Consider the following 15,125-nt stretch of genomic DNA (forward strand, 5'->3'; position numbering starts at 1 on the left):
GCATCGTGAACATAAACAATGGCCATTCATCTATGTCCTTGATAAATCATCGTAGGCGTAGTGCTAGATGGCATGGAGCGAGCCAAAAAGTGGGACAATCAGCGGCCCCTCTTTTCTTAGACCGAATAGACATTCAATGCGAGATCACTCCCGTGCCGTTCAAGGACATATCGAAGGCCGAACCGGGCGAACCCAGCTCGGCAATACGCGAGCGTGTGATCAAGGAGCGCGACATTCAGACTGCACGCTTCAAAGAATACCGTGGCATTCATTGCAATGCTCAGATGACAGAGCGCATGATTCACGAGTTTGCCGAGCCCGAAGACGCTTCCATCGCTCTTCTGCGCACAGCCATGGAGAAGTTCTTGCTGTCGGCACGCGCCTACAATCGTATTCTGAAAGTAGCACGTAGTATTGCCGATCTTGACGGTTCGGAGCGTGTAGAGGTGCAGCACATCAGCGAAGCCATTGGTTATAGAAATCTCGACAGAGGCGATTGGGCAGAGCGAAGGTTGTATTAGAAAGGTAAAAGAGTTGAAAAGTAAAAAAGTAAAAGGGTTAAAAAGTAAAAAGGACTTTTTGATCTTAATTTGATAAAAGAAAACAAATATGAACAATCAAATAGAAATATACCGTTCGCAAGACGGCAGCGTACAACTTAACGTTAAGTTGGAGAATGAGACAGTGTGGCTTACACAAAGTCAGATGGCTGAGTTGTTTGGAGTAGATAGAACTTCAATAGTACGTCATATTCGTAATATCTATAAATCGGAAGAACTCGAAGAGAATTCAACTTGTGCAAAAAATGCACAGGTTCGAATAGAGGGACAAAGACAGATAGTTCGAGAAATACCATATTAAAATCTTGATATGATTATTTCCGTAGGATATAGAATAAATAGCAAGAATGCAACATCGTTTCGTCGTTGGGCAACCTCCGTTCTCAAGCAATACCTCATCAAAGGCTACGTCATCAACCAGCAGCTCAAGCTCGACCGATACAACGAGCTTAAGGACGTGGTGCGGCTGATGGGACGTGCCATTCCCTCGTTGCACTAACCTTGATGATTGCAGAGAGCCGTACAGAGGAGAAGGATGTAATGGTTAAGGTTGTAGTGAACTTGATAAACAAGGAGAACCAATAAAGCATTTTTTTTGTAACTTTGCACCCTATATTGTGCAAAGTCGCAATTTCTGAGTGATATATCAATTCACTTTACATATAAAAACAATGTCAAATTCCTCTGAGAATCTCTACCGACTTGACGGTAGAGTACCGTTGGGAAAAGCTCTCCCGTTCGGTCTACAGCACGTGCTGGCCATGTTTGTCAGCAACATCACTCCAATCATGATTCTTGCCGCTGCCGTCGGACTCGACAGCGCAGTCAGTGCCGCGCTCATACAGAACTGTATGGTGATTGCCGGTATCGGTACTCTGGTGCAGCTCTTCCCCGTATGGCGTATAGGTTCACGTCTGCCTATCGTCATGGGCATCTCGTTCACGTTCCTCTCGCTTGCCATCGGCATTGCCGGAACATACGGTATGGGCACGCTTATAGGTGCCGTCATCGTCGGCGGACTTGTTGAAGGACTGCTCGGACTCTTCGTCAAATACTGGATTAAGCTCATCCCGCATGTCGTTTCGGCTACTGTCGTTACGGCTATCGGCTTCTCGCTCCTGCCCATCGGAGCCAACTCGTTTGCAGGAGGTATGGGTGCGCCCGACTTCGGCAGCATGAGCAACTGGATTGTGGGCACTGTAACGCTTCTTGCCTGCCTGCTCTGCCAGGTGTTTGCCAAGGGTTTTCTGCGCTCGCTCTCGGTTCTTGTGGGCCTCATCGTGGGCTATGTGCTCGCCTGCTTCATGGGAATGGTCAACTTCGACAGCCTCAGCGGACATTCCATCATTGCCCTGCCGCGCTTAATTCCCTTCACTCCCGAATTCAACATCGGCGCCATCCTCTCTGTAGTAGCCGTATATCTGGTGTCGGCTACTGAGACTATCGGCGACACTTCAGCACTCTGCAACAGCGCCTTGAAGCGCGACCCTGAGACCAAGGAGATGGGTTCTGCCATCTGCTGCGACGGTTTCGTCAGCTCTGTATCGGGTCTGTTCGGCTGTACTCCAATCACATCGTTCAGCCAGAACGTAGGTCTGGCAGCCATATCGGGTGTCGTAAACCGCTTCACTATCGGCGTAGGTGCCATGGTGATGATTATCGGCGGCGTGTTCCCCGCTATCGGTGCCGCCCTTACCACAATCCCGCAGGCTGTGCTCGGCGGCTGTACTATCATGATGTTCGGAAGCATTCTGTTTGCCGGATTCGGCATGATGGCACGCGCAGGTTTCTCACAGCGCAACATGGTCATTGTCAGTCTGTCGCTCAGTGTAGGCCTTGGCTTCACCCAAGCCACCGGAATGTTTGCCATATTCCCCGAAATCGTGCGCACCGTATTTGCCGAAAACTGCGTGGCTGTAGTGTTCCTGCTTGCCGTTATACTCAATCTTGTATTGCCTAAGAAGGTGATGGGCGAGTAAGCCAATCGCTTTAAGGACAAAAAATAACGGGGTCGTTGCCTCTTCGGCGACGACCCCGTCTCTATATAGCTGCATTATGTTCTGTTTCAACAACAGGACGTATAAAAGCAATTACTTCGATAGGAAATTATCTATTTCAGCAGCTATTTTCTTTCCGCTTGCCATAGCTCTTACAACAAGCGATGCTCCATTTGCTGCATCGCCCGCTACGAATACGTTCGAGGCAAACTTTGGTTGCTCGGGCTTGAGGAATCCCATTGCGAGCAACACCATTTCACACTTTATTATTTCTGGCTTGCCCACTGGCTCCATGAGCGGACGTCCGCCATCGGGGTTGGGTTTCCATGTTATTTCTTGTACACGTACTCCGGTAAGCTTGCCGTTCTTGTCGCCGAGGAACTCCAACGAGTTGATGTTCCAGCGGCGTGTACAACCCTCCTCGTGCGACGAGGTAGTCTTGAGTGTACGAGGCCAGTTTGGCCAAGGATTCTTCGGGTCGTCGGGTCCGTCTACGGGTCGCGGCATAATCTCTATTTGCGTCACCGACTTGCATCCCTGACGGTGTGCCGTGCCGATGCAGTCTGATCCGGTGTCGCCACCGCCTATTACGAGCACGTCTTTGCCCTTGGCGTTGACCAGTTCTTCCTTCTTGAACTCCATACCAGCCAATACGCGGTTTTGCTGTGAGAGCATTTCGAGGGCGAAGTGTACGCCCTTCAGTTCGCGTCCGGGAATCTTGAGGTCGCGTGCAGTAGGTGTACCGGTTGATACAACGTAAGCGTCGAATCCTTCGGGCAGATGTTCTACGTCGACTGGCGAGTTGTATTTGAATACGATGCCCTCTTCTTCGAGCAGGGCGATACGGCGGTCGATGACAGCTTTGTTGAGTTTGAAGTTAGGAATGCCGTAGCGCAACAAGCCGCCTGCGCTTTCGTTCTTCTCCATCACGGTGACCGAGTAGCCCATGTGGTTGAGGCGGTTGGCAGCCACGAGTCCGGCTGGTCCGGCTCCTATGACGCATACTTTCTTGCCGTTGCGCTCGGGTTGTTCTACTCGTACGTAGTTCTCCTGAAATGCGTGTTCGGTAATGGCACACTCGTCTTCGCGGTTGGTTGTAGGTTCGTGCTCAACGAGATTGAGCACGCAAGCCTTCTCGCACAGTGCCGGACAGATTCGTCCGGTGAACTCGGGGAAGTCGTTGGTTGAGTTGAGCAGGCGATAAGCCAGCTCCCAGTCGCCCTTGTAGAGAGCGTCGTTCCATTCGGGTGCCTTGTTGCCCAGCGGACATGCCCAGTGACAGAAGGGTACGCCACAGTCCATACAGCGTGATGCCTGCTGACGGCGGTCGTTGCTGTTGAGTGTTTGTTCGACTTCACCAAAGTCGTGAATGCGGTCGTGTATGGGGCGGTAGCCCGCCTCTTTGCGGTGTATAGTGAGGAATGCTTTTGGATTGCCCATAATTCCTAATTTTGAATTTTGACTTTTGACTTTTGAATTGTTGCGACTTGCAGTCGCAATTTTGAGTTTTGAGTTCTGAATTTTGAGTTGTGCGCTTTGCGCATTTTGAATTATTCAGTTTTGAGTTTTGGGTTGTTCAGTATTGATTTTAACATGATTCTATCAATCAATTCAAAATTGAACAATTCCTAATCGGCTCTGTCCGATAATTCAAAATTCAAAATTCAAAACTCAAAACTCCGATTTGCGCTCTCGCGCAAATCAGTAGTCTCTCTGCATGTCTGCAATCTTCTGTTGCAGCTTGCGTACCTGCTCTTCCTGCAGCACACGCTTATACTCGATGGGGACAATCTGTATGAAGTCCTCCACGTAGTGGTTCCAGTCGTCGAGCATGGTGCGTGCGAGTTTCGAACCGGTGTATAGGTAGTGCTGGCGTATGAGTTCGTGCAGCTCCTTGCGGTAGTTGCTGTCGTCGACAAGATTGATTTCGACCATATCCATATTGCAGAAGTAGTCGAAGTTGTGGTTCTTGTCCCAAACGTAAGCTACACCACCAGACATACCGGCGGCGAAGTTGCGTCCCGTCTCGCCCAATACTACTACGCGACCGCCCGTCATATACTCGCAGCAGTGGTCGCCTGCGCCTTCGATTACGGCTGTGGCTCCCGAGTTGCGCACTCCGAAGCGTTCGCCAACCTTACCGTTTATGTAGAGTTCGCCGCTTGTTGCGCCATACAGTCCGGTGTTGCCGGCTATGATGTTGTCCTCGGCTGCGAAGTTGCTTCTTATCGGCGGGAGTATTGATATGCGTCCGCCTGAGAGACCCTTGGCGAAGTAGTCGTTGGCTTCGCCTTCCAGTTTGAAGTCGACACCCTTAACGAGGAATGCGCCGAAGCTCTGTCCTGCCGAGCCCTTGAACTTCACGTTGATGGTCTTGTCGGGCAGTCCTGCCTCGCCATACTTCTGAGCTATCATTCCGCTGAGCATTGCGCCGACGGCACGGTCGGTGTTCTTGATGGCGAAATCGAGCGAAACCTCGTCCTGACGTTCTATCGCGTTCTGCGCTCCACGTATCAGATGCTGGTCCAATACGTCGCCAAGCTTGTGTCGTTGCTGTGCTGTATGATAGAGCGAGCAACCGTTGGGCTCCTGGAACAGAAGTCGGTGGAAGTCGAGCAGAGCCGACTTGGGGTTCTTCTCGTCCTTCTTGGTGACGACGAGTTCGGTGTGTCCTACTATCTCGTTGAGGCTGCGATAGCCCATCTGAGCCAAGTATTCGCGAACCTCTTGTGCCACGAAGGTGAAGTAGTTGACCAGATATTCTGCCTTGCCGCGGAACAGCTTGCGCAGTTCGGGGTTCTGTGTGGCTACGCCCATTGGACATGTGTTGAGGTTGCATTTACGCATCATCACACAACCGAGCACGATTAGCGCTGCAGTACCGAATCCGAACTCTTCTGCACCGAGCAGAGCCATGAGCACGACGTCGCGTCCAGTCTTCAACTGGCCGTCCACTTGCAGACGAACCTGACCGCGCAGACCGTTCTTGACGAGTGTCTGCTGGGTCTCAGACAATCCGATTTCGGGCGAAATACCTGCAAATCGCATGCTCGATGCGGGCGAAGCGCCGGTGCCGCCTTCGGCTCCTGAGATGACGATGAGGTCGGCTTTGGCCTTGGCAACGCCAGCTGCGATGGTGCCAACGCCACTCTCGGCAACGAGCTTCACGCTGATGGCTGCCTTAGGATTGACGTTCTTGAGGTCGAAGATGAGCTGAGCCAGGTCTTCAATAGAGTAGATGTCGTGGTGAGGAGGAGGCGAAATGAGCGAGATTCCGGGAATAGAGTGACGCGTCTTGGCAATCACCTCGTTCACCTTGAAGCCCGGCAGCTGTCCGCCTTCACCCGGCTTGGCACCCTGCGCCACCTTAATCTGTATCTCCTCGGCGTTGACCAGGTATTCTGTAGTTACGCCGAAGCGTCCCGAAGCAACCTGCTTGGTCTTGCTCGAAAGCGAAACGCCGTCCACAGTCTCGTGGAAACGCTCGCTCAACTCACCGCCTTCGCCTGTGTTTGAGCGTGCGCCGAGCTTGTTCATGGCAAGAGCCATTGCCTCGTGAGCCTCCTTTGACAGAGCTCCGAACGACATGGCACCCGTCACGAAGTGTTTAACAATGTTCTCGACGGGTTCTACCTCGTCGACTGGTATCGGATTTTGTTTGAAATCGAAGAAGTCGCGGATGAAGATAGGTTCTTCTTTCTCGTCGACAAACTTCGTGAACTCTTTGTATTTAGCGTAATTGCCAGTGCGTGTGGCAAGCTGAAGTGTAGCGATGGTTTCGGGGTTCCAGGCGTGGCGTATGCCGTCTTTGCGCCAGTGGAATTGTCCGAGGTTGGGCAGGAAGTCGAGTTTCTTGTGGTTGTTGAAGGCCTTGTTGTGCATGCTGATTGCGTCGCGGGCGATGGTTTCGAGTCCAACGCCGCCTATAGTGCTCACTTCTGTACCGAAGTAGGTCTTCAACAACGCCTCCGACAGACCTATGCTCTCGAATATCTTGGCTCCGCGATATGAGCGGATGGTTGAGATACCCATCTTTGCCATAATCTTCAACAGACCCTTCTTCACTGCCTTGATGTAGTTGGCTTCGGCTGTCGGATAGTTCTCTTGAATCTTTCCGCGCTTCACAAGGTCGTCGAGTATGGCGTATGTCATGTACGGACAGAGTGCCGAAGCACCGTAGCCCAAGAGTAATGCGGCGTGCATCACCTCGCGAATCTCACCGCTCTCTACGATAAGTGCGGTCTGAACGCGCTTGCCTACAGATATCAAGTAATGGTGAACGGCACTCACTGCGAGCAGCGAAGGAATTGCTGCATGATTCTCATCGACATCGCGGTCGCTGAGGATGATGTAGTTGTAGCCGTCGTCGACGCTGCGTTCGGCCTTCTTGCAGAGTGCATCGAGCGACTCGCGCAGTCCGTCTTCGCCCTTGCTGCACTCAAACAGCATAGGCAACTTGACTGTGTTAAATCCCTTGTAGCGTATATTGCACAGTATATCGAGCTGAGTATTGGTCAGAATGGGGTGGGGCAGGCGCACCATCTTGCAGTTCGACTCGTCGGGCGAGAGAATACCGGAGCCCACGCGACCAATATATTCCGACAAAGACATGACCAATGACTCGCGGATAGAGTCGATGGCAGGGTTGGTAACCTGCGCAAACTGCTGGCGGAAGTAGTTGAAGAACACTTGCGCGTGGCCGCTCAGTACAGCCAGCGGAGTGTCGTTGCCCATTGAGGCGGTAGGTTCCTGACCGTTGGTAGCCATCGGAACGATTGTGCCGTCGACATCTTCCTCGCCGAATCCGAACATCAGTTCCTTGCGTGTGAGGTCGTCGACAGAGTTGTCAACCTTACGTCCGGAGTGCAGTTTTTCAAGTTGTATACGGTTAGTTGATAGCCACTGACGGTAAGGATGGGCGCTTGCGAGGCGCTCCTTAATCTCACCGTCGTAGTAGATTTTGCCCTCCTGAGTGTCGATAAGGAGAATCTTGCCTGGTTGCAGGCGTCCCTTTTCGGCAATCTCAGTCGGGTCAAAGTCCATGACACCCACTTCGGATGCCACGACCATGGTGTCATTCTTGGTAATAGTATATCGTGCCGGGCGCAGACCGTTGCGGTCGAGCATTCCTCCGGTGTATCTTCCGTCGCTGAACAGCAGTGCGGCAGGGCCGTCCCACGGTTCCATAAGTATAGAGTGATACTCGTAGAAAGCCTTCAAATCTTCGGGTATCGGGTTCTTGTCGTTGAAGCTCTCAGGCACCATCACAGCCATGGCGTGCGGCAGTGAGAGTCCGCTCATCACGAAAAACTCGAATACGTTGTCGAGACTTGCAGAGTCTGACATGTCGGGCTGTATGATAGGTGATATGCCACGGATGTCGCCCAATGCCTCGCTTGAGAGCACGCTCTCGCGTGCCTTGAACCAAGAGCGGTTGCCGCGGATGGTGTTTATCTCGCCGTTGTGTGCCAGAAGGCGGAACGGCTGGGCAAGGCTCCATGTTGGGAACGTGTTGGTAGAAAAGCGCGAATGAACAAGCGCCAGTCCTGAAGTGAAGTAATTGTTGGTGAGATCGGGGTAGTACTGGCGTACCTGCATTGACGACAGCATACCCTTATAAACTATGTTTCGGCTCGAAAGCGAGCAGATGTAGAAGTCCTTGTTATTGACACGGTTTTCAATGCGCTTACGTATAATATATAATGTGCGCTCAAAAGTGGGCACCTTGTCGTCGGTCACGCCCGTAATGAAAACCTGCTTGATGGCCGGTTCGGTAGCAAGTGCCGACACGCCGAGGCATTCGGGATTGGTAGGCACAGTGCGCAGGTGCATGAGCGAGAGTCCTTCGCGCTCGATTTCTTCAATCATTATTGACAGAATGGCCTGCTGCTGTGGCTCGTCTTTAGGAAGAAAGACGAGACCTGTGCCGTATTTGCCCTTCTCAGGCACCGGAATGCCCTGCAACAGTATGAATTCGTGAGGAATCTGAAGCATGATTCCCGCACCGTCTCCAGTCTTGTTGTCGGCACCTTCGGCTCCGCGGTGGCGCATATTCTCAAGTACGCGCAGCGCGTTGTCTACTAATTCGTGGCTCTTGTTACCATGAATATTCACTACCATTCCTACACCGCACGCGTCGTGTTCGTAGGCGGCATTGTAAAGTCCTGAAAATTTCTCACCAACCATTGCATGGCTGGCTTGATGGCCTTGTGTTTTTCCCATCTCAATTGCTTTTAATTAGTAAACCATTGAAAAACCTATCAAAGTGTTTGCAAATTTAATGATTTACTTTCAAAAAGCAATATAAAAATCGAAAAAATAAATACTGTTTTTGATTTATAGCAAGAAAGATGTATTATTTTGTAATGTTATCGACATGTAAAGTACCGTTTTGTAACATAGCTGCATGTTTATTGCTACGGAATGTAACTTCAACTGCGTCTGTATTCCGACGGCGACATACCCACATGCTCCTTGAAATACTTGCCGAGGAACGACTGATTGGAGAAGTTAAGGCTTTGTGCTATCTCCTTGATGCTGCGTTGTGTGTTGCGCAGAAGCATGCGCAGCTCCATCGTAACGTATGCGTCTATCCACTCGTTGGGTGTTCGTTTGGACACGTTCTTTACCGTTTCCGACAGATATTTGGGCGATATGCAGAGCTGTTCGCTATACCAGCTAACACGACGCTCGCTGCGGAAGTTATTTTCGACAAGCAATATGAATTTGGTGAAAATCTCTTCGGCACGTGTGTTTCGCTCGTCTTTCTGCGACTGTACGTTGTATATCACATTGCTCACCTCATAAACCATAGAAAGGAACATCGACTGCATCATCTCACGGCGGAAGTGGTTGTCGGGTTCGTCAATCTTCTGGTTCATGCATGTCAGTGTGTTGCGTATGAAGCTTGCCTTCTCAGCCGGCAGGCTGAACACGGGGTGGGTGCGTGCAAATAGGAAAAGCTGTGACAGTTCGTGCACGCTCTTAATGGTCTCGTTGAAGAAGTCGTAGCTGATGATGATGCCCATGCCACGGCAGTCGGGCGACACAGTGCAGTCGTAGATGACGCGTCCCTGATTGATGATGATAAGGTCGCCGGCTACGACGTTATGTTCTACAGAATCGACAACGTATCGTCCTGATCCTTTTGTGCACAATGCCAAGAGCAGGCATTGTATACGACGCGGCTCGCGAGGCAAGGGTATATTTGCAATCTCGTCCAGTATTAATATGTCATTGCCGATATGGTTGCCTCCGCACATGCGTATGGCGTATTCTACTGTTATGTCTCTTAAGTCAGGTAAGGTCATCTATGTATGGTTTATATTAGTATAAAATAATTGCAAATGTACTAAATAAATCTGATATACCGAGATTTTTTTTAGTTATAACTTGTCAATGTGTTTGTGCATAAAACTGTTAAATAGGCATGGATATAACCAACGATACGTTTTTTTTACTAACTTTACGGATGTTTTAAATTATATGCTTATGAAAATCAGACATCTTAAGGTCTCGGCGCTATTGCTTGCCGCCACCTTGCTAACAAGCTCGTGCGTTGGTTCATTCTCACTGTTTGGCCGTGTTGCCAAGTGGAACACCCACGCTACAAACTCGAAGTTTCTCAACGAGATTATATTCATTCTTATCTCGCCGGCTTATGCTGTGTGTGCAGTTGCTGATGCCTTGGTGCTTAACACAATCGAATTCTGGTCGGGGAGCAACCCTATGGCTCAGAAGGTGGGCACTGTGCAGGAAGTGACGGGTAAGGACGGACTGATTTATGCAGTTAAGACGCTGCGCAATGGTTATGAAATAACTTCGCCAAATGGTGAAGTTGTTAGTTTCATATACGATAAGAAGACCAATTCGTGGTCGCAGGAGCAGGATGGCAAGCAGGTTGAGATTTTCCGCTTCAATCCTGACGGTACTATCCAGGCACGTCTCAGCGACGGTCAGACATTACGCGTTAAGCCAGATGAGGCAGGCGTGTTCGAAGCCCGCATGGCTGTCAATGGCGCTCGCTTCTGGGCTAGCCGATAACTCTTTTTTATAATATAAGTTGAGAGTTGAGAATTGAGAGTTGAGAGTTATGATTACCGATTTTTAATATTTAAAATCATAGCATTAATAACAATGCAAATCATAACTCTCAACTCTCAATTTTCAACTCTCAATTGTTTTTTTTTACTTCTCGCCCGAAACGCCCATTTCCTTGAGCAGACGATCAGCATGTCCCCATTTGTCCATGAGGAAGAGTACGTAGCGGATGTCTACACCGATGCAGCGAGCCAGACGCTTGTCAAACCAGATGTCGCTTGACAATGAGTCCCAGTTGCCGTCGAATGCCAGACCGATAAGGTTGCCCTTGCCGTCGAACATGGGCGAACCAGAGTTACCGCCGGTGATGTCGTTGTTGGTGAGGAAGCAGAGCTGCATCTTGCCAGTTGTCTTGTCGGTGTACTTGCCGAAGTCGTTGGCAGAGAGGAGCTGCTTCATGATAGGCTCAGCCTGGTAGTCGATGGTGCCCTTTTCGCCCGACTCCATCTTGCGAACGATTGAGGCAGCGTCGGTGTAGTAGCCCGACGGATTGCCACCGAGCAGATAACCGCCTACCTGACCGTAAGAAAGACGCATGGTGAAGTTGGCATCTGAGTAGTGGGGCAGTTCCTGCTCCATGCGCACCTTGGCGTCGCAGAGATACTTCTCCTGCTCGGCTATCTCCTCGCGGAGCGGCATGAGCTGCTTGCGGCAGTTGTTCATCATCTCGTTAATCTGCTTGCCATACTGATAGCCGGGGTCTTTGGCGAGAGCCTTCTCGTCGAGCTTGATCTTCTTGCCGCTCTTCATCACTACCGAAGTCTGGTACAACCAGTCGACATACTTGCGCGAATCGCCGCCGAACTTCTCCTCAATGGTCTTGTAGAAGGCCGGAAGCTGGTCGGCAGATACATACTTGCGGAAGTTGTCGATGAGCGCTGCCTGCACGTCTTTGTCAAGAGCTGCGTCCCATTCGGCGCTGTTGTCCTCGAATACATAGGTCGACTTGCCCTTCTTGGCAGCCTTGCTGTCCTTTGCAGGCACCATCATAGCCAGACGTATGGCGCGTGAGTTGAACTCAGAAGTGCCGCCGAATGTCTCGCGCAGAGCTGTGAACTCCTTAGTAACGTCAAGCTGCTTGGCATAGAGCTGTGCCATCTTGTCGAAGTCGAGCTTACCCTTGAGGTAGCCGGTCCACTTCTGATACTCCATGATGCGGTCCTCAAAGTCGGCCTTCTGACGAACGATACCTACAGAGTCGATACACTTGTTCATACCCAGTGAGTTCTTCCAGTAGTTGGAACTCTGTGCATACTTAGAGTCGTACTTGATGCGTACAGCCTCGTCGGCACGCATGTGCTTGATCATAACGTCCTGCTTCACGCCGCGTACTTGTGCACGTGGAGCGTTCTCAGCGTCGCGCATCTGGCGAATGCCGTAGCTTGAGAGATAGCGTTCGGTCGAACCGGGATAGCCGATGGTCATGGCGAAGTCGCCTTCCTTATATCCGTCCATCGAAACCTTTGTCCAGTGCTGCGGGTGATAGGGCACGTTGTCCTTCGAATATTCTGCCGGTCCGTTGGTCTTCGGGTCGGCGTAGATGCGGAATACAGAGTAGTCGCATGTCTGGCGCGGCCACATCCAGTTGTCGGTCTCGCCTCCGAACTTGCCCATTGACTTAGGAATGGCGAACACCAGACGCAAGTCGCGGAATGTGCGGTAGGTAGTGGCGTAGTACTTGTTGCCCTCGTAGAACGGCTTTATTTCCAGGTCGAGAGTCTTGTCCTTAGCGTGTACCTCCTTGATCATTTCGTTCTCCACCTCGTTCAAGAGCTTGGCGCGCTCGTCGTTGGTCATGTTCTTGATGCCACGCTTCTCCAGTTCGGGAGTGATGTCCTTCTGTTCAACCATGAAACTTACGAACATGCTCTTGTTGGGCAACTCCTCGGCGAACGACTTTGCGTAGAATCCGTTGAGCATGTAGTCGTGCTCAACAGTAGAATGAGAACGGATGGCTTCAAAACCACAGTGGTGGTTGGTCAGCACGAGTCCGTCGGGCGATACGACAACGCCCGAGCAGTAGCCCGAGAAGTTGACAACCGACTTCATGATGGCGTCTTCGCCCTTGTACAGCTTCTCGTAGGGAGCCGAGAATCCGTACGTCTTCATCTGCTCGTACACTGCGTGTGGCAGGTTGTAGAGCGTCCACATGCCTTCGTCGGCATGGGCGGCGGCTGATGACAACAGCATGGCAGCCGCGAGAATAAGATTCTTTTTCATTTAGAGATTGTTATTGATTGTTGATTATTTCCTAAAATATTTTCCCACAACGGGCAGACTCTTCAGCGGCATATCATGATATATGATGTACGCTACGAACATTATCACGAGCACAGTGTTTACTGCGAGCGCTGCCCAGTTGGGCAGATGCTCGTTGGCGAAGTTCATGCAGAAGTAGAACAGCACCGTTATAGCCACGTAAACGCCTATCGACTTGAGCGGATAATTTATCGGATACTTCTTCTGACCCACAATATACGACAGCACCATGGCCGTTGCGTAGCCTGCAAAACCAGCCCATGCGCACGCCATATAGCCGTATCGCGGCACGAACAGCACGTTGACGGCGATGAGCACGGCGCATCCTGCGCCCGAGAACCAGGCTCCCCAGATGGTCTTGTCGATAAGCTTGTACCAGAACGAGAGGTTGAAGTACACGCCCATCATTATCTCGGCAGCCATCACAATGGGCACAACGCGCAGTCCCGACCAGTAGTCGCGGCCGATGATATGCTTCAGTACGTCGAGATAGCCTATCACTACGAGGAACGCCAGCAGAGTGAATATGATGAAGAACTTCATCGCCTGGGCATACGTTTCGCGGTTGTCCTTGTCCTTCGATTTGCCGAACACGAACGGTTCGTAGGCGTAGCGGAACGCCTGTGTGATCATTGCCATAATCATGGCAATCTTCGATGCGGCGCCATATATGCCCAACTGGGCGTGAGCGTCGCTACGTTCGTAGATGTAGGGGAAGAGAATCTTGTCGGCAGTCTGGTTGAGAATGCCGGCTATGCCGAGCACCAGTATAGGCCATGAGTAGGAGAACATGCGGCGCAGCAGCGCCTTGTCAAACTGGTATTTGATGCCCACCAGCTCCTTCCAGAAGAAGAACGTGAGCGCTGCCGAGCAGAAAAGGTTGACATAGAAGGCATAGCCAGCGCCTATCGTCGGGTCGTATATCTGTGCGATGAGTCCCGTCGCGCCGTTGCTTTCGTATATGGCAGGCAGCACGAGGAAGAACATCAGATTGAGTGCTATTGCCATAAAGATGTTCAGAAGCTTCAGGGTAGCGAACTTGATAGGGCGTTTCTTGTATCGCAGATAGGCGAAGGGGATGCACTGGAAGGCATCTATCGCCACCGTGACAGCCATCACCCATATATACGACGGATGGTCGGCATAGCCCATGAACGATGATATCGGGCTGATGAACGTAAGCACCAGCACCACGAACAGCAGCGATGTGAATCCTACAGACATCAATGTTGTAGAGTATACCTTCTGCGGATCCTCGCCTTCCTTGTTGGCGAAGCGGAAGAAGGTGGTCTCCATTCCGTATGTGAGAATCACCATCAGCAAAGCCGTATAGGCATATACGTTTGTGATGATGCCATAGCCTCCACTCGCGGCAGACAGTTTTGCCGTGTACAAAGGTACAAGCAGATAATTAAGAAATCTGCCTACGATGCTGCTAAGACCGTAAATGGCGGTGTCCTTAGCAAGGGATTTGAGATTTGCCATATTGACTTTTTGTTATTGTTTTGTATGTTTTGTATGTTTGGTAGGTTTTGTAGGTTTTGGCTGCTGCCTACTATACCTACTATACCTACGCCACCTACCAAACCCACCAAACTAATCCTGCGCACACCTATCTTTTTCCGTTTCTCCAGTCAACTCTTGCCTTGTATCTCTGCTCCTTTATTCCACCTTCTTCCAAGAACTTGCGGTTCTGGTAGTCGATGAGTCCGCGTAGCATGGCGAGAGTCTGATGAATCACTATCAGAGCGATGTTGGCTATTTCTTCAGCGCAGCGTCCTTCTATCTGCCTTCGATACCATGCGCTGTCGTTGATGCGTCGGCACAGTGGCTGTGCCATCCGGTATTTGGGATGCTGAGGCCCCCATATCTCCAGACCATGGTTGCGCAGATAGTCCTTGTAGTCCTCTTTGAGTTCCTCAAGGCTGCCCTTGGCTATTACCGTCAGTTTATGTTCAATCTCGGTAGAGCCTTCAGCGTCGCTATAGCCTTCTACTATGTTCTGCTTGCCCGAGCGTGCCGCCTGCTGCATTTGGTCGACCGTGCGGTCGTGACTGCGCTCAAGAAATCGGCTTACGAAGTAGAAAGTGATGTCGTAGACGCACTCCGACTTACGGAAAACAATCAGCGTCTTGTAGCTGTCGGGCTGATTGGTAGGACGGTTGAATGGATTTTGCTGCATAGGGGTGGATTCTTTTATTGCTTGATT

Annotated in this window: 10 protein-coding genes and 1 pseudogene; 5 read left to right on the plus strand and 6 right to left on the minus strand. The window is 50.9% G+C overall.

Annotated elements, in window-relative coordinates; translation table 11 throughout:
* Positions 1-116: 116 nt before the first annotated feature.
* The 4 genes and pseudogenes from I6E38_RS01750 to I6E38_RS01765 form a co-directional block, all read left to right on the plus strand.
* A pseudogene (locus I6E38_RS01750) lies at positions 117-521 on the plus strand (magnesium chelatase subunit ChlI family protein); the annotation flags it as partial.
* An 88-nt stretch (positions 522-609) separates the two neighbouring features.
* A complete protein-coding gene (locus I6E38_RS01755) occupies positions 610-861 on the plus strand; it encodes a virulence RhuM family protein (RefSeq protein WP_235392379.1) in 252 nt (83 codons plus the stop codon).
* A 9-nt stretch (positions 862-870) separates the two neighbouring features.
* Entirely contained in the window at positions 871-1,059 is a 189-nt protein-coding gene (gene rhuM, locus I6E38_RS01760) for a RhuM family protein (protein ID WP_235392380.1), read from the plus strand.
* A 172-nt stretch (positions 1,060-1,231) separates the two neighbouring features.
* Positions 1,232-2,539: a uracil-xanthine permease family protein gene (locus tag I6E38_RS01765; protein WP_235392381.1), complete on the plus strand. Its 1,308-nt coding sequence runs from the start codon at positions 1,232-1,234 to the stop codon at positions 2,537-2,539.
* A 111-nt stretch (positions 2,540-2,650) separates the two neighbouring features.
* Here the strand turns inward: I6E38_RS01765 and I6E38_RS01770 are convergent, their stop codons facing one another.
* The 3 genes from I6E38_RS01770 to I6E38_RS01780 all read right to left on the minus strand — a co-directional run bounded on the left by I6E38_RS01770 (position 2,651) and on the right by I6E38_RS01780 (position 9,867).
* The gene (locus tag I6E38_RS01770; RefSeq protein ID WP_235392382.1) at positions 2,651-3,997 is read right to left on the minus strand and encodes a glutamate synthase subunit beta; all 1,347 of its coding nucleotides are present in this window, start codon (positions 3,995-3,997) and stop codon (positions 2,651-2,653) included.
* A gap of 261 nt (positions 3,998-4,258) precedes the next feature.
* Entirely contained in the window at positions 4,259-8,779 is a 4,521-nt protein-coding gene (gene gltB / locus I6E38_RS01775) for a glutamate synthase large subunit (protein ID WP_407936637.1), read from the minus strand.
* Positions 8,780-8,988: 209 nt separating this feature from the next.
* Positions 8,989-9,867, minus strand: coding sequence for a helix-turn-helix domain-containing protein (locus tag I6E38_RS01780; protein WP_235392383.1), 879 nt, complete (start codon positions 9,865-9,867; stop codon positions 8,989-8,991).
* 181 nt (positions 9,868-10,048) lie between these two features.
* Between I6E38_RS01780 and I6E38_RS01785 the strand changes: the two genes are divergently transcribed.
* Positions 10,049-10,600: a DUF3332 domain-containing protein gene (locus I6E38_RS01785; RefSeq protein ID WP_235392384.1), complete on the plus strand. Its 552-nt coding sequence runs from the start codon at positions 10,049-10,051 to the stop codon at positions 10,598-10,600.
* A gap of 144 nt (positions 10,601-10,744) precedes the next feature.
* On the opposite strand, the gene I6E38_RS01790 is transcribed toward I6E38_RS01785, so the two are convergent.
* The 3 genes from I6E38_RS01790 to I6E38_RS01800 all read right to left on the minus strand — a co-directional run bounded on the left by I6E38_RS01790 (position 10,745) and on the right by I6E38_RS01800 (position 15,098).
* Positions 10,745-12,877 (minus strand): S46 family peptidase, encoded by a 2,133-nt coding sequence (locus tag I6E38_RS01790; protein ID WP_235392385.1) that lies wholly within the window; start codon positions 12,875-12,877, stop codon positions 10,745-10,747.
* Between the two features lie 24 nt (positions 12,878-12,901).
* A complete protein-coding gene (locus I6E38_RS01795; RefSeq protein WP_235392386.1) occupies positions 12,902-14,401 on the minus strand; it encodes an oligosaccharide flippase family protein in 1,500 nt (499 codons plus the stop codon).
* 127 nt (positions 14,402-14,528) lie between these two features.
* The gene (locus tag I6E38_RS01800; protein WP_235392387.1) at positions 14,529-15,098 is read right to left on the minus strand and encodes a four helix bundle suffix domain-containing protein; all 570 of its coding nucleotides are present in this window, start codon (positions 15,096-15,098) and stop codon (positions 14,529-14,531) included.
* Positions 15,099-15,125: the final 27 nt, after the last annotated feature.

The organism is Leyella stercorea, from assembly GCF_021531355.1.
Classification (GTDB): domain Bacteria; phylum Bacteroidota; class Bacteroidia; order Bacteroidales; family Bacteroidaceae; genus Prevotella.